General features: G+C 66.0%; 18 protein-coding genes and 1 pseudogene. All 19 read left to right on the top strand.

Annotated elements, in window-relative coordinates; translation table 11 throughout:
* The first annotated feature begins 82 nt into the window (after positions 1–82).
* The 19 genes and pseudogenes from flgB to FQS62_RS10585 all read left to right on the top strand — a co-directional run bounded on the left by flgB (position 83) and on the right by FQS62_RS10585 (position 18,820).
* Positions 83–478, top strand: coding sequence for a flagellar basal body rod protein FlgB (flgB, locus tag FQS62_RS10675; RefSeq protein WP_006366156.1), 396 nt, complete (start codon positions 83–85; stop codon positions 476–478).
* A 3-nt stretch (positions 479–481) separates the two neighbouring features.
* Positions 482–889 (top strand): flagellar basal body rod protein FlgC, encoded by a 408-nt coding sequence (gene flgC, locus FQS62_RS10670; protein ID WP_005409575.1) that lies wholly within the window; start codon positions 482–484, stop codon positions 887–889.
* A gap of 23 nt (positions 890–912) precedes the next feature.
* Positions 913–1,596, top strand: a complete 684-nt coding sequence (locus tag FQS62_RS10665) for a flagellar hook assembly protein FlgD (protein WP_049446347.1) — start codon at positions 913–915, stop codon at positions 1,594–1,596.
* A gap of 32 nt (positions 1,597–1,628) precedes the next feature.
* Entirely contained in the window at positions 1,629–2,852 is a 1,224-nt protein-coding gene (gene flgE / locus FQS62_RS10660; RefSeq protein WP_049446345.1) for a flagellar hook protein FlgE, read from the top strand.
* Between the two features lie 32 nt (positions 2,853–2,884).
* On the top strand, positions 2,885–3,634 hold the full coding sequence (locus FQS62_RS10655; RefSeq protein ID WP_049446343.1) for a flagellar basal-body rod protein FlgF: 750 nt from the start codon (positions 2,885–2,887) through the stop codon (positions 3,632–3,634).
* A gap of 102 nt (positions 3,635–3,736) precedes the next feature.
* The gene (gene flgG, locus FQS62_RS10650) at positions 3,737–4,522 is read left to right on the top strand and encodes a flagellar basal-body rod protein FlgG (RefSeq protein ID WP_005409571.1); all 786 of its coding nucleotides are present in this window, start codon (positions 3,737–3,739) and stop codon (positions 4,520–4,522) included.
* A 22-nt stretch (positions 4,523–4,544) separates the two neighbouring features.
* Complete coding sequence (gene flgH, locus FQS62_RS10645) at positions 4,545–5,237, top strand: flagellar basal body L-ring protein FlgH (RefSeq protein ID WP_208043536.1); 693 nt, start codon at positions 4,545–4,547, stop codon at positions 5,235–5,237.
* Positions 5,238–5,239: 2 nt separating this feature from the next.
* The gene (locus tag FQS62_RS10640; protein ID WP_088479350.1) at positions 5,240–6,376 is read left to right on the top strand and encodes a flagellar basal body P-ring protein FlgI; all 1,137 of its coding nucleotides are present in this window, start codon (positions 5,240–5,242) and stop codon (positions 6,374–6,376) included.
* Position 6,377: 1 nt separating this feature from the next.
* Positions 6,378–7,576 (top strand): annotated as a pseudogene (locus FQS62_RS10635) (flagellar assembly peptidoglycan hydrolase FlgJ).
* 8 nt (positions 7,577–7,584) lie between these two features.
* On the top strand, positions 7,585–9,465 hold the full coding sequence (gene flgK / locus FQS62_RS10630; protein WP_208043537.1) for a flagellar hook-associated protein FlgK: 1,881 nt from the start codon (positions 7,585–7,587) through the stop codon (positions 9,463–9,465).
* Positions 9,462–10,664, top strand: a complete 1,203-nt coding sequence (flgL, locus tag FQS62_RS10625) for a flagellar hook-associated protein FlgL (RefSeq protein ID WP_049446332.1) — start codon at positions 9,462–9,464, stop codon at positions 10,662–10,664. The genes flgK and flgL overlap by 4 nt, the downstream gene beginning before the upstream one ends.
* A 414-nt stretch (positions 10,665–11,078) precedes the next feature.
* Positions 11,079–12,299, top strand: coding sequence for a flagellin (locus FQS62_RS10620; protein ID WP_019659613.1), 1,221 nt, complete (start codon positions 11,079–11,081; stop codon positions 12,297–12,299).
* Positions 12,300–12,371: 72 nt separating this feature from the next.
* The gene (locus FQS62_RS10615; RefSeq protein WP_057501108.1) at positions 12,372–13,562 is read left to right on the top strand and encodes a flagellin; all 1,191 of its coding nucleotides are present in this window, start codon (positions 12,372–12,374) and stop codon (positions 13,560–13,562) included.
* 85 nt (positions 13,563–13,647) lie between these two features.
* The gene (locus tag FQS62_RS10610) at positions 13,648–14,826 is read left to right on the top strand and encodes a flagellin (RefSeq protein WP_057501107.1); all 1,179 of its coding nucleotides are present in this window, start codon (positions 13,648–13,650) and stop codon (positions 14,824–14,826) included.
* A gap of 441 nt (positions 14,827–15,267) precedes the next feature.
* Entirely contained in the window at positions 15,268–16,686 is a 1,419-nt protein-coding gene (gene fliD, locus FQS62_RS10605; protein WP_154349017.1) for a flagellar filament capping protein FliD, read from the top strand.
* A 127-nt stretch (positions 16,687–16,813) separates the two neighbouring features.
* On the top strand, positions 16,814–17,230 hold the full coding sequence (fliS, locus tag FQS62_RS10600; RefSeq protein WP_005409561.1) for a flagellar export chaperone FliS: 417 nt from the start codon (positions 16,814–16,816) through the stop codon (positions 17,228–17,230).
* Positions 17,227–17,520 carry a hypothetical protein gene (locus FQS62_RS10595; protein WP_208043732.1) on the top strand — a complete coding sequence of 98 codons (294 nt, stop codon included), beginning with the start codon at positions 17,227–17,229 and terminating at the stop codon, positions 17,518–17,520. Before fliS ends, FQS62_RS10595 begins: the two co-directional genes overlap by 4 nt.
* On the top strand, positions 17,517–18,095 hold the full coding sequence (locus FQS62_RS10590; protein WP_049449549.1) for a PilZ domain-containing protein: 579 nt from the start codon (positions 17,517–17,519) through the stop codon (positions 18,093–18,095). The genes FQS62_RS10595 and FQS62_RS10590 overlap by 4 nt, the downstream gene beginning before the upstream one ends.
* A gap of 92 nt (positions 18,096–18,187) precedes the next feature.
* Positions 18,188–18,820, top strand: coding sequence for a response regulator (locus FQS62_RS10585; protein ID WP_005413261.1), 633 nt, complete (start codon positions 18,188–18,190; stop codon positions 18,818–18,820).
* Positions 18,821–19,179 lie beyond the last annotated feature (359 nt).

Raw genomic sequence — 19,179 nt, 5'->3', positions numbered from 1 at the left:
GCATGGCTCGGCTCCACAGGATCGCGCGCACTTTGGCACACCCCTTGCAGCTTCCCGGGCAACGTTCCCATGGGAGTGCACCGTGCGCAACCTGATTACCGACTACCTGGGCGTCCACGCCCAGGCCATGCCGTTGCGCGAACAGCGGATGAAGCTGATCGCCAGCAACCTCGGCAATGCCGACACTCCCGGCTACAAGGCCCAGGACCTGGACTTCGATGCCGCCCTGCGCCACGCCCAGGGGCAGGATGCCAACGGCCTGATGACCACTACCAACGAGCAGCACTACGAAATCAGTAGTGGCCTGAACCCGTTCCAGATCGCGCGCGAAGGCGTGCAGCCCAGCCTGGACGGCAACACCGTCGATCCCGATGCCGAGCGTGCCGCCTATGGCCGCGCCGCACTCGAATACCGCGCTTCGCTCAGCTTCGTCGAGAGCAAGGTGCGTTCCATGCTGACCGCGATCACGGGGCAATAAGCCATGAGCAACCTGCCGATCTTCGATATCGCCGGCTCCGCACTGCAGGCGCAGTCGGTGCGCATGAGCACCATCGCCTCCAACCTTTCCAACGCCGACACCGTCGCTGGTTCCGCCGACGCCGTGTACAAGCCGCTGGAGCCGATCTTCCAGGCTGTAACCAGCAAGAACGATCCGAACATCACCTCGGTGAAGGTCAAGGAAATCACCCAGAGCGATGCGGCACCGATCAAGCGCTACGAGCCGGGCCATCCGCTGGCCGACGGCGATGGCTACATCTACCAGCCCGACGTCGATCCGGTGGCGCAGATGGTCAACCTGATCTCGACCTCGCGCAATTACCAGGCCGGTGTGGAGATGCTGACCACCGCCAAGGAACTGGCCCTGGCCACCCTGACCATGGGCCGCTGAGCCCCGCCGCACCGGATACCGCCATGACCACTTCCGTCAACAACCAGACCAGCCAGGACGTCTATTCCGCGCTGGGCCTGAACGCTCCGAACAGCAACGCCACCAAGAAGAAGAACACGCTGGACCAGGCCGATTTCCTGCGCCTGATGACCGAGCAGCTGCAGCACCAGGATCCGCTGAAGCCGATGGACAACACGCAGATGGTCGCGCAGATGGCGCAGATGTCCACCGTGCAGGGCATCACCGATCTGAACAAGACGGTGAAGGGCTTCCAGGAGTCGATGGCCAGCGACCAGGTGCTGCGTGGTGCTGCGCTGGTCGGCCACCAGGTGCTGGTGCCATCGGAAAAGCTGGTACTGGAAAAGGAAGGCAGCGTCGAAGGCACGGTGGCCGCACCGTCGGCCGGCATCATCACTGTCGACATCACCGATGCCAACGGCGCCAAGGTCACCTCCCTCAGCGTTGAAGCCAAGGCGGCCGGCGAAACCGCCTTCCAGTGGGACGGCAAGGATGCGAACGGCAAGCGCATGGAGCCCGGCAAGTATTCCATCGTCGCCAACCATGTCGACACCGCCGGCAAGAGCACCAAGCTTTCTACCTACGTGCAGGCACCGGTGGAAAGCGTGACCGTCGGTTCCGACGGCCTGTACCTGAACCTCAAGGGCCTGGGCACGGCCCCGATCGACTACGTGCTCCGCGTCAGCTGAGCCGCACACCCCGCACTTACCAGGAGCATCCCATGGGCTTCAATGTCTCGCTGTCCGGCATCAATGCCGCCAACTCCGACCTGAGCGTCACTGCCAACAACGTCGCCAACGTCAATACCACCGGCTTCAAGGAATCGCGCGCCGAGTTCGCCGATCTGTTCTCGGCCACCGGCTACGGCCTGTCGAAGAATGCGGTGGGTTCCGGTGTGCGTGTCTCCAATGTCGCCCAGCAGTTCAAGCAGGGCCACAACGAACAGACCGGTCGCAGCCTGGATATGGCCATTTCCGGTGAAGGCTTCTTCACCATGAACATGAACGGCAGCCGCGTGTACTCGCGTGCCGGCAACTTCCAGACCGATGCATCCGGCTATGTGGTCAACCCACAGGGCGCGCGCCTGCAGGTGTTCGCGCCGAATGCCGATGGCACCAACTTCGATGCCGGGCGCATGGTCGACCTGCAGCTGCTGACCACCGACAGCCCGCCAAAGCAGACCAGCGAAGTGAAGGTCGGCTTCACCCTGCCGGCCAACGCCAAGCAGCCGACGGTCACCACCTTCGATCCGACCGATTCGAACAGCTACAACCACTCCAGCGGCGGCATCACCGTGTACGACTCGCTGGGCGTCAGCCACATCCAGGTCTCGTACTTCGTGAAGGGTGCCAACCCGAACGAGTGGACCGTGCGCAACTACGTGGATGGCCAGCCGGCGGGTAACCCGACCCCGGTCACCTTCGATAACAGCGGCAAGCTGACTGCACCCGCGGACGGCAAGGTCAGCCTCGGCACCTTCACCCCGACCACCGGTGCTGGCGTGCTGAACATGACGCTGGACATCAACGGCTCGACCCAGTACGGCGAGAAGTTCGCGCTGCGCAACACCCAGCAGGACGGCTACGCCGCCGGCAAGCTCAACGAAATCACCGTGTCGGAAACCGGCGTGGTCTACGCCCGTTACTCCAACGGGGCCGACAAGCCGCTGGGTCAGGTCGCGCTGACCACCTTCAACAATCCGCAGGGACTGGAGTCGAAGGGCAACAATCTGTGGGTGGACACCTTCAGCTCGGGCACGCCGCGCACCGGCATGCCGGACACCTCCAACCTCGGCAAGATCCAGGCCGGCTCGCTGGAAGCGTCCACCGTCGACCTCACCGAGCAGCTGGTCAACATGATTACCGCGCAGCGCAACTTCCAGGCCAACGCGCAGATGATCACCACCCAGGACCAGATCACCCAGACCGTCATCAACATCCGTTGATGACGCGCTGACCCTGTCACGGAACTCCCCGCATGGATAAAGCCCTTTACGTGGCGATGACCGGTGCCCGCGCCTCCCTGCAGGCGCAGGGTACGCTCAGCCACAACCTCGCCAACTCCGATACTCCCGGCTTCAAGGAAGCGCTGGCCAACACCGAAGCCTTCCCGATCCGTGGCCCGGGCTTTGCCTCGCGGGTGGATGCGCTGCATGTCGATGCCGGGTTCAACCGCACGCCCGGCTCGCAGCACATCACCGGCAAGCCGCTGGATCTATCCCTGCAGACCGGCACCTGGCTGGCCGTGCAGTCCAGTGACGGCAGCGAGGCGTACACACGCGGCGCGGCGCTGTCGGTCACGCCGAACGGCCAGCTGGTGACCTCCAGCGGCCGCACGGTGCTGGATGACAACAACAACCCGATCGCCATTCCGCCCTACCAGGCGATGGAGATCGGTGCCGACGGCACTATCTCGATCATCCCGCAGGGTGAAGGCCCGCAGACCATGGCGCAGATCGGTCGCATCAAAGTGGTGCAGGCCCCAGATGAGCGCCTGGAGCGTGGCCTGGATGGTCTGTTCCGCAACACCGACCCACGCCAGCCGTTCGCACCTGCACAGGGCACGGCCGTGCACAGCGGCCAGCTGGAAGGCAGCAACGTGGACGCCGCTGGCGCGCTGGTGCAGATGATCCAGCTGCAGCGCCAGTACGAAATGCAGGTACAGGTGATCAAGCACGGCGACGAAAACGCGCGCAGCGCCAACAGCATGCTGCGCCTGGGCAGCTGACGGAATTCCGGCGCCGGCTGATGCCGGCGCTGGCACACCGCTTGCACAACCGCATTCAAGGGCCGCACCACGCGGCCGGCTTCACCAGACAGGACACCGAAGATGAACCAGGCATTGTGGATCGCGAAAACCGGACTGGATGCGCAGCAGATGCGCATGTCGGTGGTTTCCAACAACCTCGCCAACACCAACACCACCGGCTTCAAGCAGGACCGTGCCAGTTTTGAAGACCTGCTGTACCAGCAGGTGCGCCAGCCCGGCGGCTCCTCCTCGGCGCAGACGCAGCTGCCCACCGGCCTGCAGCTGGGTACCGGTGTGCGTGTGGTTGCCACCGCCAAGAATTTTGAACAGGGCGGCCAGCAGCAGACCGGCCGCGCCCTGGACGTGATGGTCAACGGTCGCGGCTTCTTCGAGGTTCAGATGCCCGATGGCAGCTCGGCCTACACCCGTGACGGCTCGTTCAAGATCAACCAGGACAGCGAGCTGGTCACCAACAGCGGCTACCCGGTGCAGCCGGGCATCCAGATTCCCGAAGGCGCGCAGTCGGTGACCATCGGTACCGACGGCACCATCAGCGTGAAGATGGCCGACGGTGCGGCGTCGGTGGAAGTGGGTGCGCTGACCCTGACCGACTTCGTCAATCCGGCCGGCCTGCAGGCCCGCGGCGAGAACCTGTTCCTGGAGACCACCGCTTCTGGTCCGGCACAGAACGGCAACCCCGGGCTCAACGGCCTCGGCACTGTGGTGCAGGGCGCGCTCGAAGGCAGCAACGTCAACGTGGTGGAAGAGCTGGTGTCGATGATCGAAACCCAGCGCGCCTACGAGATGAACGCCAAGGCGATCTCCACCACCGATTCGATGCTCGGCTACCTCAACAACAAGCTCTGACCGGCCAAACCGGGAAACCGCCATGTCGCCCATTTCCAACTTCGCCCGCAATGCCCTCGCCTGCGCCGTGGCCGCCCTGCTCGGTGGCTGCGTGATCGCGGGCGACGTGCGCCCCTACCCGACGATGGCACCGATCCAGCCGATCATGCCGCCGCAGGCACAGCCGACCGCCGGTGCGATCTACGCTGCCGGCCCGACCCTGCAGCTGTATTCGGACCGGCGCGCACGCGATGTCGGCGACCTGCTGACCATCACGCTGCTGGAAAACACCACCGCGCAGACCAGTGCCAACACCGCCACCAACAAGGAATCGAACCTGAGCCTGGGAACACCGTCCATTCTCGGCGCACCGGTCACCCTCGGCGGCAAGGACATCCTCAGCGCATCGGCGGCGGGCAAGCGTGACTTCACCGGCAAGGGCAACAGCGCGCAGAGCAACCGCCTGCAGGGCAGCGTCACCGTCACCGTGGTGCAGCGCCTGCCCAACGGCAACCTGGTGGTGCAGGGGCAGAAGAACCTGCGGCTGAACCAGGGCGATGAACTGGTGCAGGTGCAGGGCATCGTACGCCCGGGCGACATCAGCCAGGACAACACCATTCCGTCCAGCCGCGTGGCCGAGGCCCGCATCGTCTACGGCGGCCGCGGTCCCGTCGCGCAGTCCAACGCGATGGGCTGGCTGAGCCGCTTCTTCAACTCCGGCCTGACGCCGTTCTGAGTATGGCCATGAAACGCTTCCTCTCTTTTTCCTGGCAGCGCCGCATGGCGTCGTTCGTCGCGCTGATGCTGCTGGTCGTGGCAGCCCCGGCCAGCGCCGAGCGCATCAAGGACCTGGCCCAGGTCGGTGGCGTGCGCGGCAATGCGCTGGTGGGTTATGGCCTGGTGGTCGGCCTGGACGGCAGCGGCGACCGCACCAGCCAGGCCCCCTTCACCGTGCAGAGCCTGAAGAACCTGCTCGGCGAGCTGGGTGTCAATGTGCCGCCGAACGTCAATCCGCAGCTGAAGAACGTGGCGGCGGTCGCCATCCACGCCGAGCTGCCGCCGTTCGCCAAGCCCGGCCAGCCGATCGACATCACGGTCTCCTCGATCGGCAACGCGGTCTCGCTGCGCGGCGGTTCGCTGCTGATGGCACCGCTGCGCGGTGCCGATGGCCAGATCTATGCCATCGCCCAGGGCAACCTGATCGTCGGCGGCTTCGGTGCGCAGGGCAAGGATGGTTCCCGTGTCTCGGTGAACGTGCCCAGCGTCGGCCGCATTCCCAACGGTGCCACGGTTGAACGCGCCCTGCCCGATCCGCTGGCCAACGGCGGCGACATCACCCTGAACCTGCACAACAACGACTTCACCACGGTCTCGCGCATGGTCGCCGCGCTCAACAACGCCTTCGGCGAAGGCGCGGCGCGTGCGGTCGATGGCGTGACCGTCGCGGTCACCGCACCGACCGACCCGGGCGCGCGCATCGGCCTGCTGGCGCGCATCGAGAACCTGGAGCTGACCCCGGGCAGCGCCCCGGCCAAGGTGGTGGTCAATTCGCGTACCGGCACCGTGGTCATCGGCCAGCAGGTACGCGTGGGACCGGCCGCGATCTCGCACGGTTCACTGACCGTGACCATCCAGGAAAACACCAATGTCAGCCAGCCCAACGCGCTGTCCGGCGGGCGTACCGTGGCCAGCCCGCAGTCGACCATCACCGCCACCAACGACGGCAGCCGCATGTTCAAGTTCAGCGGCGGCACCACCCTGGACGAGATCGTGCACGCGGTGAACGCGGTAGGCGCGGCACCGGGCGATCTCATCGCGATCCTGGAAGCCCTGAAGCAGGCCGGCGCATTGAGTGCCGAGCTCGAGGTGATCTGACATGCGTATCAATCCCGCATTCGATCTGCACCCGGCGCAACAGAACGATCCGGCCAGGATCGACAAGGTCGCGCGCCAGCTGGAAGGCCAGTTCGCGCAGATGCTGGTCAAGAGCATGCGTGACGCCAGCTTCGGCGACTCGCTGTTCCCCGGCGAAAACAAGATGTTCCGCGAGATGTACGACCAGAAGATTGCCGAGGCGATGACCCGCGGCAAGGGGCTGGGCCTGTCGGGCATGATCAGCCGGCAGCTGTCCGGCCAGGCCGCCGAGGGTCCGGCGCTGGATACCCGCGTGGACCCGGCCAAGGCCAGCCGTGCCTACCAGCTCAATGCGCCGGCCAGGCCGGCACCGTCGCTGCCACTGGAAGATGGCAGCCAGGCCGTGCGTTTGCTGCAGCAGATGGCCGCCGGTGCGCAGCAGGGGGCACAGGCGGCAGTCGCGCCGATGGAGCAGGCCCTGGACCTGATCGCTGGCCGTGAGAGCAGCAGCATGCACCGCTCGCTGGGCACCGAAGATCCGTACATCGGCAGCCTGCAGGGTGAAGACTGGGCCGCCCGCAGCGACCAGTGGTCGGCCACCGCCAGCAATCGCGGCACCGCGATCAGCCCAACCGATGCGATGGCCACCCGCACCGCCGTCGCCCAACTGGGCGAGCACACCCCGGAAGGCTTCGTCGCCAGTATCTGGCAGCACGCGCAGAGTGCAGCCAAGGAGCTGGGCGTGGATGCGCGCGCCCTGGTGGCACAGGCGGCGCTGGAAACCGGCTGGGCAAGCGCCACATCAAGCACGCCGATGGCAGCACTTCGCACAACCTGTTCGGCATCAAGGCCAACGGCTGGAACGGCCAGCGCGCCGTGGCCGGCACCCATGAATATGTCGACGGCGTACGCCGCAACGAGACTGCCAGCTTCCGCGCCTACAGTTCGCCGGCCGAGAGCTTCGCCGACTACGTGCGCCTGCTGAAGACCAGCCCGCGTTACCAGCAGGCCCTGCAGGCCGGCACCGACGTGCAGGGCTTTGCCCGCGGCCTGCAGCGCGCCGGCTATGCCACCGATCCGCGCTACGCGGCCAAGATCGCCGCGATCGCCGGTGGACCGACCATCGAGCGCGCGGTCAGCGCCGTCGCCGAGGCCGGCACGCGCCTTGGCCAGACCTTCGCCAGCACCGCAACCGCGGCGCTGGGTATCACTCGTCGTTGAGGAACTCCATGTCCAGCGTACTTTCCACCGGTACCGGTGCCCTGCTCGCCTTCCAGCGTGCGTTGGCGACCACCAGCCACAACGTGGCCAACCTCAATACCCCGGGCTACAGCCGGCAGAAGGTCAACTTCGCCACCGCTGATCCGCAGAACTACGGCTACGGCACGATCGGCAACGGTACCCGCATCACCGACATCCGCCGCACCGCCGATCAGCTGGCCATCTCGCGCCTGCTCGACAGCAGCGGTGAGCTGGCGCGCCTGAAGCAGCTCTCCGGCATGGCCGACCGGGTCAACGCGCTGTTCTCCGACGCCGCCACCAACGTGGCCGGTGTGTGGTCGAACTTCTTCGACTCGGTCAGTGGCCTGTCCTCCAATGCGTCCGGCACCGCCGACCGCCAGAACATGCTCGACGGCGGCAAGGCGCTGGCCAATCGCTTCGTGCAGCTCAACACGCACCTGAACAACCTCAACAGCGAGGTCAACAACGGCCTGATGGCCGGTGCCACCGAGGTCAACCGCCTGGCGCAGGAGATCGCGCAGATCAACGGCGCCATCGGCACCAACCTCGCCACGGCCGCGCCTGACCTGCTTGATCGTCGCGACCAGCTGATCACCCAGCTGATCGGCTACACCGGTGGCACGGCGGTGATCCAGGACGGCGGCATCATGAATGTCTACACCGCCGGCGGCAACGCGCTGGTGGTGGGTACCACGGCGACCAAGGTCACCACCGTGGCCGACCCGTACCAGCCCGAGCGCCTGCAGCTGGCGCTGGAGACCCAGGGCAACACGATCCGGCTTGATGCAAAGGCGGTCGGTGGCCAGATCGGTGGCCTGCTGGAGTTCCGCGACACCGTGCTGACCCCGGCCCAGGCCGAACTGGGCAAGCTCGCCGTGGGCCTGGCCGAAACGTTCAACCAGGCCCATCACCAGGGCGTGGACATGTATGGCCAGCTGGGTGGCGACTTCTTCAACATCGGCAACCCGCGCGTCACCGCCAACAACGCCAACACCGGCACCGCGAGCCTGAGCGCCACCTATGGCGACCTCGGCAAGCTGGATGCACAGAACGTGGTGCTGCAGTTCGACGGCACCAACTGGAAGGCCAGCCGCGCCGACACCGGCGCCAGTGTTCCACTGACCGGCACTGGCACCGCTGCCGACCCCCTGGTGATCAACGGCGTCAAAATGGTGGTCGGCGGCACTCCGGCCGCCAACGATCGGTTCCTGCTCCAGCCCACCGCAGGTGTGGCCGGCAGCATGGAAGTGGCGATCACCGATCCCTCGCGCATCGCCGCTGCCGCTGCAGTGAAGGGCGCGGCCGCGACCTCCAACACCGGCACCGGCAAGCTCAGCGGGGTCACCGTCAGCGATTCGACCAACGCCAACCTGCGCAATCCGGCCGCGATCGTGTTCACCTCGGCCACCACCTATACCATCGATGGCGGCCCGCCGCAGACCTACACCCCCGGCCAGACCATCAGTGCCAACGGTTGGAGCTTCGTGCTGGACGGCGCTCCGAAGGTCGGCGACACCTTCAACATCACCCCGACCCCGGCCGGCTCCTCGGACAACAGCAATGCCGCCAAGCTGGCCAAGGTCGAGAGCGCCAAGGCGTTCAACGCTGGCACCGTGACGCTGAACGGCGCGCTGGGCGGCCTCACCACCCAGGTCGGCGCCGCAGCACGTTCGGCCGAGTACTCGCTGGACGCCCAGCTGGTGATCAATGACAAGGCGCAGGAAGCGCGCGATGAAGTGTCCGGCGTCAACCTGGACGAGGAAGCCGCCGACATGCTGCGCCTGCAGCAGGCCTACCAGGCGGCCTCGCAGCTGATCTCCACCGCCGACAGCATGTTCCAGACCATCCTGGGAGCCGTCCGCCGATGAGCAGCCGCATCTCCACCAGCATGATGTACAACCAGTCGGTGTCGCTGATGATGGCCAAGCAGGCCAAGCTCAGCCACCTGGAGCAGCAGATCGCCACCGGCAGCAAGATCGTCAGCGCGAAGGACGATCCGGTCGGCGCCGGTGCTGCCGTGGGCCTTGATCGCAGCCTGGCAGCCCTGGACCGGATGAAGCTCAATGCCGGCAACGTGCAGAACCGACTGGGCGTACAGGAAAACACCCTGGCCCAGGTCAACGATCTGATGGCGCGCGTCAACGACCTGACCATCCAGGCCAGCAATCCGGCACTGGGCGCCGCCGACAAGAAAACGCTGATCACCGAGCTGAACCAGATCCGCGAGGGCCTGCTGTCGCTGGCCAACGCCGAGGACGGCACCGGCCGCTACGTGTTCGGCGGCACCAACGATGGTGATCCGCCGTTCGCCAAGATCAATGGCAAGGTGGTCTACCGTGGCGACCAGACCCAGCGCCAGATTGAAGTCGGCCCCGATACCTATGTACGGGATGCCCTGCCCGGCAGCGAAATCTTCATGCGCATTCCTACCGGCGACGGCTTCGTCGATGGTGTTGCCGCGGCCGGCAATACCGGCAACGGCGTGCTGACCAACATCACCCGCGATGGCAGCGACAGCTGGAACGGCCAGTCCTTCAGCATCCGCTTCACCGCCGCCGACCAGTACCAGGTACTGGACGGTGCTGGCAACGTGACCGGCACCGGCACGTTCAAGGCCGGTGACAACGTCGAAGTCAACGGTGTACGCCTGCAGATCACCGGCGCACCCGCTGCCGGTGACAGCTTCAGTGTGAAGCCGACAACCAGCCGCGACATCTTCGACACCATGGACAAGCTGATTGCCGCGCTTGATGCCGACACCGGCACCACCGCCAAGATGAGCGCGCAGCAGAACGAACTGCAGAGCGCCCTGCGCGATGTGGCCCGTGCATCGGAGCGGATGATCGATTCGCGTGCGGCCGGCGGTGCGCAGCTGAAGGCACTGGACAATGCCGCCGACATGCGTGAAGCCAACAGCGTGACCCTGAAGACCACGCTGTCGCAGATGCGCGACCTGGACTACGCCGATGCACTGAGCCAGTACCAGCTGCAGAGCACTGCGCTGCAGGCGGCGCAGACGATCTTCTCGCAGATGCAGTCGATGTCGTTGTTCAACAAGATCCGCTGACGCATCTCCTGCGTCACCCCTGAAAGGCCGCGATGCCCTGCATCGCGGCCTTTTTCGTTTCTGCGGCCCGTTGCCGTGGAACACGCCAGGCCAACAGCCCACCAGCCCGCCTTACGCGCATTTTCCGTGATTGCCCATCAAGCCAGGCAGCCCCCCGCCGATACCTTCATCAGCGCCGGCTGGGCTTGCCCAGCCGCCCCTTCCGGGGGGCACTTCCACGCCCTTCCAGGGCTGGAAAACCCCGGAAAAACAGCCTCCGGCAACGAATTGCGGCTTCAACGGAATTCACGGCTAAAGGTTGTTGACAAAGCGCCGTTATTCATTTGGCAACAGCGAAGCACACAGCCACACAAAAAAAACAGGCGGCGCTTCGTTTCATTCACCAACGGGTTCCATATAAGAGGAGACGACCCCATGGCACAGGTAATCAACACCAATACGATGTCGCTCAACGCTCAGCGCAACCTGAGCACCAGCGGCAGCTCGCTCGCTACGACCATCCAGCGCCTCTCGTCCGGCCTGCGCATCAACAGCGCGAAGGACGACGCGGCCGGCCTGGCCATCAGCGAGCGCTTCACCACCCAGATCCGTGGTCTGGACGTGGCCATCCGCAACGCCAACGACGGCATCTCGCTGGCCCAGGTCGCCGAGGGTTCGCTGAACGAAGTCGGCAACAACCTGCAGCGCATCCGCGAACTGGGCGTGCAGGCCTCCAACGCCACCAACTCGGCCAGCGACCGCAAGGCCCTGCAGGCCGAAGTGACCCAGCTGGTCTCCGAAATCGACCGCGTGGCCAAGCAGGCCGACTTCAACGGCACCAAGCTGCTGGATGGCAGCTTCACCAGCCAGCTGTTCCAGGTCGGCGCCAACGCCGGCCAGGCCATCGCCATCAACAGCGTGGTCAACGCCAAGGCCGATTCACTGGGCGCGGCCACCTTTGCCAACGGCTACACCGGCACCAGCCTGGCCGCCGCCGACAAGGCCACCGCCGACACCACCTACTCGGGCCTGCAGGTCTCGGTCACTCCGCCGGGTGGCACCGCCACTACGGTCACCATCAGTGACTTCACCGTGAAGGCCGGCGAATCGATCACCTCGGCCACCGCTGCGGCGATCAACAACAAGCTGGGCGAAACCGGCGTGGTTGCTTCGGTCAATGCCGGTGTCATCAGCCTGGCGTCGGTCAAGGATGGCCAGACCTTCGCCCTGGGCGTCAGCGCCGCAACCCCGCCGACCGGCGTCACCGCCGCCACCCTCGCCGGCCTGGGCCTGACCGAGACCAGCACCAACGGCGGCACCCTGACCGGTGCAGCGGTCAGCTTCGTCAAGGACCTGAACGTCACCACCGCCGAGGGCGCGCAGAAGGCGATGTCGATCGTCGACAAGGCCCTGGAGTCGGTCAACAGCGTCCGCGCCGACCTCGGCGCCATCCAGAACCGCTTCACCTCGGTGGTGGCCAACCTGCAGACCTCCTCGGAGAACCTGTCGGCATCGCGCAGCCGCATCCGCGATACCGACTTCGCCAAGGAAACCGCCGAGCTGACCCGCACCCAGATCCTGCAGCAGGCCGGTACGGCCATGCTGGCCCAGGCCAACCAGGTACCGCAGAACGTGCTCAGCCTGTTGCAGCGCTGACATGAGCCGCCCCCGGGGCACGTCGGGGGCGTCTAACCCAACTCACGTGCAACCGCTCAAGGACCTCTCCTCATGGCACAAGTCATCAACACCAATACGATGTCGTTGAATGCTCAGCGTAACCTGAGCACCAGCGGCAGCTCGCTGGCCACCACCATCCAGCGCCTGTCCTCCGGTTCGCGCATCAACAGCGCCAAGGACGACGCCGCCGGCCTGGCGATCTCCGAGCGCTTCGGCACGCAGATCCGCGGTACCGACGTCGCCATCCGCAACGCCAACGACGGCATCTCGCTGGCCCAGGTCGCCGAAGGTTCGCTGACCGAAATCGGCAACAACCTGCAGCGCGTCCGCGAGCTGTCGGTGCAGGCCTCCAACGCCACCAACTCGGCCAGTGACCGCAAGGCGCTGCAGGCCGAAGTGACCCAGCTGGTCTCGGAAATCGACCGCGTCGCCAAGCAGTCGGACTTCAACGGCACCAAGCTGCTGGACGGTTCGTTCTCCAGCCAGCTGTTCCAGGTGGGCGCCAACGCCGGCCAGGCCATCGCCATCGACAAGACCATCGACGCCAAGGCCAACGCCCTGGGTGGTGCCCGCTTCGACACCAACGCGCTGGCCCTGGCCGATCCGGGCACCAACGCTGACTTCAGCACCACCGGCCTGTCCATCAATGGCGTGGCCATCGCTGACGTCTCGGTCAAGCAGGGCGCCGACGCCGCTGCCACCGGCAAGGCCTCGCGTGAAGCGCTGGTGACCGCGATCAACGCCAAGATCGGCGAGACCGGTGTCTACGCCGAAGTGAACGGCACCGCCGGCGTCACCCTGACCTCGGTCAAGGACAGCGCCAACGCTGATGGCTCGTTCAAGGCGATCACCGCGACCCCCGGCACCTGGGCAGGCAACACGCAGGCGACCTTCACGGCCACTGCCGATGCTGCGGCGCCGGCCGCCAAGTACGCCAGCAACCTGGACGTGAGCACCGTGAAGGGCGCCCAGCAGGCAATGGAAATCGTCGACAAGGCCCTGGGTGCGATCAACAGCACCCGCGCCGACCTCGGCGCGATCCAGAACCGCTTCACCTCGGTGGTGGCCAACCTGCAGACCTCGTCGGAAAACCTGTCCTCGTCGCGCAGCCGCATCAAGGACACCGACTTCGCCAAGGAAACCGCCGAGCTGACCCGCACCCAGATCCTGCAGCAGGCCGGTACGGCCATGCTGGCCCAGGCCAACCAGGTGCCGCAGGGCGTGCTCAGCCTGCTGCGCTGATCCGCTCTCTGCTCGACCTCCGGGCGCCGCATGAAGCGCGCCCGGCTCCTGAATCACGTCCCACCTTCGCCAAAGGAAAAGCACCATGGCACAAGTCATCAACACCAACACGATGTCGCTGAATGCTCAGCGTAACCTGAGCACCAGCGGCAGCTCGCTGGCCACCACCATCCAGCGCCTGTCCTCCGGTTCGCGCATCAACAGCGCCAAGGACGACGCCGCCGGCCTGGCGATCTCCGAGCGCTTCGGCACGCAGATCCGCGGTACCGACGTCGCCATCCGCAACGCCAACGACGGCATCTCGCTGGCCCAGGTCGCCGAAGGTTCGCTGACCGAAATCGGCAACAACCTGCAGCGCGTCCGCGAGCTGTCGGTGCAGGCCTCCAACGCCACCAACTCGGCCAGTGACCGCAAGGCGCTGCAGGCCGAAGTGACCCAGCTGGTCTCGGAAATCGACCGCGTCGCCAAGCAGTCGGACTTCAACGGCACCAAGCTGCTGGACGGTTCGTTCTCCAGCCAGCTGTTCCAGGTCGGCGCCAACGCCGGCCAGTCGATCGCCATCGACAAGACCATCGACGCCAAGGCGGGCTCGCTGGGCACCTCGACCTTCGCGACCGGTGCAACCGCGGCCCTGACTGCCAGCACCGACGGTGCGCGCTTCTCGGGCACGGTGATGGGCGTGGATATCGGCACCGTCGAAGTGAAGGCCGGCGCCACCACGGCTGACGCATCCAAGGCCGTTGCAACCGCCATCAACGCCAAGATCGGCGAGGCCGGCATCTACGCCGAAGCCAACGCCGACGGCACCCTGAAGCTGAGCTCGGTGAAGGAAGGCAAGGCCGTTGCCACTGCCGACATCGCCCTGATGCGCAGCGACTACGACGCCACTGCCAAGACCTGGGGCACTGCGGCCGCCGCCGGTGCCTACACCGCCGGTGCTGACACTTCGGCCAACGTGCAGAAGCTGGACGTGAGCACCGTGCTCGGCGCGCAGCAGGCCCTGGAAGTGGTCGACAAGGCCCTGGGTGCGATCAACAGCACCCGCGCCGACCTCGGTGCGATCCAGAACCGCTTCACCTCGGTGGTGGCCAACCTGCAGACCTCGTCGGAAAACCTGTCCTCGTCGCGCAGCCGCATCAAGGACACCGACTTCGCCAAGGAAACCGCCGAACTGACCCGCACCCAGATCCTGCAGCAGGCCGGTACGGCCATGCTGGCCCAGGCCAACCAGGTGCCGCAGGGCGTGCTCAGCCTGCTGCGCTGATACACGGCAAGAAGGCGCCGCTGCCGTCGGGTCGAACCGACGGCAGCGGCAACCGGGAAGCCACGATGCACGAAGGCGCGGGCCATGCCCGGCCCGGGATCACTCCCGAACCGGCTTGGCATCGCCCGCTCCTGCGGACCTCTCTTTCAGCGCTGTACCTTTGACTGTACGTACCGGGCGGCTTCGTCTCCCCCCGATTGTCAGTAGCCTGATCCCTCCCCTGCATTGGGGGAGGGCTTTTTGCAGACTCCCGGCAGCCCGCGGTGAACCTACCCGCACCCTGCCCCAACCCTCCTGCAACCCGCGTGCCAGAACCCGCGCCGGAGCATTGGCACGGCACATGCATCAACGAAGTCCTCAAGACCCAGCGGCGCAGGCCGCTATTTTCGTTGACGACGGGCCACCGCACGGCGGCCAGGCCCGGATACCAGGAGAAACGACGTGGCAGACTTTGGATACGGTGGCATTGGCTCGGGGCTGGATATCTCCAGCATCGTCAACCAGCTGGTCGCGGCAGACCGCAAGCCGGCCGACAACGCGCTGAACCTGCAGCAGTCCAAGGCCAAGATGCAGCTGTCGTCGATCGGCACCGTCACCGCGGCCTTCGACAAGCTGAAGACCGCGCTGACCGCACTGAAGGCCACCACCGCCTTTGATACGCGCACGGTAACCGCATCCGGTAAGGCACAGCCCGCCAACACCGAAGATGTGCTCACCGCGTCGGTGGCGCTGTACGACCTGGGTACGACCAAGGCGGCCGCCTCCAACGGCACGCACCAGGTGGAGGTGAAATCCCTCGCCACTGCACACAAGCTGATTGCCGACACCTCGTTCCCGAAGACCGACACCTTCGGCGCCGGAACCTTGACGCTGACGGTTGGCGTCGGTGACAAGGCCAAGACCATGAATGTGGCGGTGGAGGACGGCGACACGCTGACCACCATCCGCAACAAGATCGATGCCGCCGGCCGCAAGGAAGGCGTACAGGCCACGCTGATCACCTCCGGCGACAACCAGTACCTGTCGATCGCCCAGGAGAAGACCGGTGCGGCCAACGCGATAAAGCTGGAATACGGCGGCAGCGACCCGAAGCTGGGCGCGCTGGTCGGCAGCCTGAAGGAGAACACTCCCGCCGCCGATGCCGAACTGACCATCGATGGCGTCAAGGTGGTCAGCGCCAGCAACACCGTGGCCGACGCCGTGCCGGGCCTGACCCTGAACCTGAAGGTTCCAGGCAAGAGCACCGTGGTGATCAGTACCGACACCGCCGCCGCGACCAAGGTGATGCAGGAGTTCGTGACCGCATACAACGCGGCGATCGCGGCGATCAACACCGAAACCAAGTACGACGCCAAGACCAAGGAAGCGGCCACGCTGACCGGCGACGCGCAGATGCGTGGTGCTTCCAGCCAGCTGCGCTCGATGATGTCCGGCGTGCTGAAGGAGCTTTCCGCCGACGGCCTGGATCCGAAGGTGCTGGGCCTGCAGACGCGCGGCTATCCCAATGCCGACGGCAGCCTGGTGCTGGATACCACCAAATTTGCCGCTGCACTGGCCAGCCAGCCGGAGAAGATCCGCGCGGCCATCACCGGCGATACCGGCGGTGCAGGCACGCTGTACACGATGGTCGACGGCTACGTCAGCACCACGGTTGGCAAGGAAGGCGCCTTCGTTGCACGCACCAAGGGCCTGAACACCACGCTGGACAACATCGACAAGCGTCGCAAGGACCTCGACACGCGCATGAAGAACGTCGAGGAACGCTACAAGAAGCAGTTCCTGGCGCTCGACAGCCTGATGGGCAAACTGCAGCAGAGCAACTCCGCACTGCAGCAGCAGCTGGCACAGCTGAACCGCTAAAGGACTGCGTGCAACGCTCAAGTTTGGCGCGCAACGCACCGATAACGGACGCAACAGCAATCATCGCCGCGCCGTCGGTACCGATCCCACGATCAGCCGGCGGCACCCCGCGCAAGGAGAATCACGAATGTACGGTTCCAGCCGTCAATATGCCGAGCAGTACCGCCAGGTGGGAGTGACCAGTGCGGTCGCCGATGCCGATCCGCACAAGCTGGTGGCGATGCTGCTGGCCGGCGCGCTGGAGCGCGTACGGCGCGCGCTGGCCAGCCTTGAGCGCGGCGACCAGGCCGGCAAGGGCAAGGCGATCGGCGAGGTCTGTGCGATTGTCGGCCACCTCAACGGCTCGCTGGATCATGAAGCCGGCGGCGAGATCGCCGGGAATCTGTCTGCGCTGTACGACTACGTGCTGCAGCGCCTGACCGAGGCCAACCTGCACAACGATCGTGCCGCGCTGGATGAATCGCTTCAGCTGCTGGGCGAGATCGACAGCGCCTGGAATGCGATCCCGCAGGAACAGCGCCGCCCGGCCGCGGTGGCGCCATGAGCCTGCATGAACTGCACGCCCAGCTGGACGCCTTCGAGAAGGCCCTTGGCGAAGAATCCCTTGACCAGGCCGACAGCCTGCTCGACGGCCACGACAGCACGCTGCATGCACTGCTCAGCCAGCCGCTGACCGCCGCCGACCAGGCACCGCTGACCGCGCTGTTCGAACGCCAGCAGAATCTGCTCGGCCTGCTGCGCCAGCGCCGTGATGCAGCAGCCGCACTGATGAACGACGGCCAGCGCTCCCTTCGCGCGGCACATGCCTACCTGCAGGCAGAATCGCTGGCATGACCCAACTGCCGACCACGTCGCTGCATCATCCGGCCGAAAGCGAGCTGTTCGACGAGACGCTCAGCTGCGAGCTGGCCCTGCCGGCCGAGTTCCAGGCAGGCAGCGCGGCCGGTCGCACCAGCAGCGCCGAAGGCCTGCTGCGCAGCCTGGCGCTGGTTGAAGACAGCCGCGTTGACGAACATGACGACCGCAATGAAGCCAGCCTGCAGTTGCAGCGGCTGGAGGCCAAGCTGGATCTGGCGATGGTGCTGCTCGGCCGTCTGGTACGCCAGCAGGGCCAGGAACTGACCCTGCGCCCCGTGCGCTGGTCGCGCCGCGGCATCCGCCTGCAGCTGGGCCCACGCAGTGGCGCCAGCCCCGGCCAGGCCGGCGTGGTGCGCCTGCAGCCCAGCGATTGGCTGCCCGACCACATCGACCTGCCGGTGGAAGTGGTCGCCGAGGCGGCTGACGGCGGTGGTGGCCACTTCCTGTGGCTGCGTTTCCAGCGCCTGGGTGACGGCCTGGAGATGGCAATGGAGCGGCACTTGTTCCGCCTGCACCGCCGCCAGGTGGCCGAGGCGCGCCGCGCCCGCTGAAACCTGCCACCATCACGCTTTGCGGGCAAGCCTTGGCGCGCCCGTTCAGCTAAGTTAAGGTGGACTCCCCTACACGGATCTGTTGCGTGCCTGTGCGAGTTCTCATCGTCGACGATCACACCCTCGTCCGCGCCGGCCTGGCGCGGCTGCTGCAGGGGTTTGCCGACGTGCAGCTTGTTGCCGAGGCCAGCAACGCCGAACAGGCACTGCAGCTGGCCCTGCAGCACGCACCGGATGTGGTGCTGATGGACCTCTCGCTGCCGGGCCGCACCGGCCTGGAAGCACTCAGCGACATCCGCCTGCGCGCGCCCGGTACCCGGGTGGTGATGATGACCATGCACGACGATGCCGCTCACGTGCGCGATGCGCTGGACCGCGGCGCGGTCGGGTTCGTGGTCAAGGATGCAGCACCGCAGGAGTTGGAACTGGCGCTGCGCGCCGCGCACGCCGGCCAGGTGTTCCTGAGCCCGCAGATCTCCGCCAAGATGCTGGCACCGATGCTGGGCCGCGAGAAGCCCACCGGCATCGCCGCGCTGTCGCCGCGTCAGCGCGAGATCCTGCGCCGCATCGGCAAGGGTGAGAGCAACAAGGAAATCGCCGCCGACCTCGGCATCAGCGTCAAGACGGTGGAGACCCACCGCGCACGCATGATGGAATCGCTCGGCTGCCGCCGCGCCAACGATCTGCTGCTGCTTGCCGCGCGCCACCAGCACGAGCTGGAGTAAGCGCCAGCCTCGGCGTGACGAAGCGATGGCTGGGTAGAGTGGGCTGTTGGTAGAGTCGACTGCCAGTCGACTTGCGCGCGGAGCGCGGGACTTTTCCTTGGTCTGATCGGAGAGCAGTCGACTGACAGTCGACTCTACCGGTGATCGTCTCTATCGACAGCCGACGCAGCCAACCCGCACCCAGCGTCGAATTCCCGTCACCCTGACACTCCCCGACAGGAATCCGTACACGGCGCAGCCCGATCAACCCGGGCCCTGCACCGGAAATCAGCAACTTAGCAGCGATCATCGTCAACAATCTGCGTCGATGTAGGGAATACCCCTACACCCTGTCAGGACATTCACCAAGCCCCTCAGGA

Source organism: Stenotrophomonas sp. SBJS02, from assembly GCF_020428325.2.
GTDB lineage: Bacteria > Pseudomonadota > Gammaproteobacteria > Xanthomonadales > Xanthomonadaceae > Stenotrophomonas > Stenotrophomonas africana.
The sequence above is the reverse complement of the archived record's forward strand: the minus strand, read 5'-3'. Positions and strand labels throughout refer to the sequence as shown.

Excerpts from the sequence above, each read along its gene's own strand:
- flgC (WP_005409575.1), top strand. The coding sequence starts at position 482 with ATGAGCAACCTGCCGATCTTCGATATCGCCGGCTCCGCACTGCAGGCG.
- FQS62_RS10665 (WP_049446347.1), top strand. The coding sequence starts at position 913 with ATGACCACTTCCGTCAACAACCAGACCAGCCAGGACGTCTATTCCGCG.
- flgE (WP_049446345.1), top strand. The coding sequence starts at position 1,629 with ATGGGCTTCAATGTCTCGCTGTCCGGCATCAATGCCGCCAACTCCGAC.
- FQS62_RS10655 (WP_049446343.1), top strand. The coding sequence starts at position 2,885 with ATGGATAAAGCCCTTTACGTGGCGATGACCGGTGCCCGCGCCTCCCTG.
- flgG (WP_005409571.1), top strand. The coding sequence starts at position 3,737 with ATGAACCAGGCATTGTGGATCGCGAAAACCGGACTGGATGCGCAGCAG.
- flgH (WP_208043536.1), top strand. The coding sequence starts at position 4,545 with ATGTCGCCCATTTCCAACTTCGCCCGCAATGCCCTCGCCTGCGCCGTG.
- FQS62_RS10640 (WP_088479350.1), top strand. The coding sequence starts at position 5,240 with ATGGCCATGAAACGCTTCCTCTCTTTTTCCTGGCAGCGCCGCATGGCG.
- flgK (WP_208043537.1), top strand. The coding sequence starts at position 7,585 with ATGTCCAGCGTACTTTCCACCGGTACCGGTGCCCTGCTCGCCTTCCAG.
- flgL (WP_049446332.1), top strand. The coding sequence starts at position 9,462 with ATGAGCAGCCGCATCTCCACCAGCATGATGTACAACCAGTCGGTGTCG.
- FQS62_RS10620 (WP_019659613.1), top strand. The coding sequence starts at position 11,079 with ATGGCACAGGTAATCAACACCAATACGATGTCGCTCAACGCTCAGCGC.
- FQS62_RS10615 (WP_057501108.1), top strand. The coding sequence starts at position 12,372 with ATGGCACAAGTCATCAACACCAATACGATGTCGTTGAATGCTCAGCGT.
- FQS62_RS10610 (WP_057501107.1), top strand. The coding sequence starts at position 13,648 with ATGGCACAAGTCATCAACACCAACACGATGTCGCTGAATGCTCAGCGT.
- fliS (WP_005409561.1), top strand. The coding sequence starts at position 16,814 with ATGTACGGTTCCAGCCGTCAATATGCCGAGCAGTACCGCCAGGTGGGA.
- FQS62_RS10595 (WP_208043732.1), top strand. The coding sequence starts at position 17,227 with ATGAGCCTGCATGAACTGCACGCCCAGCTGGACGCCTTCGAGAAGGCC.
- FQS62_RS10590 (WP_049449549.1), top strand. The coding sequence starts at position 17,517 with ATGACCCAACTGCCGACCACGTCGCTGCATCATCCGGCCGAAAGCGAG.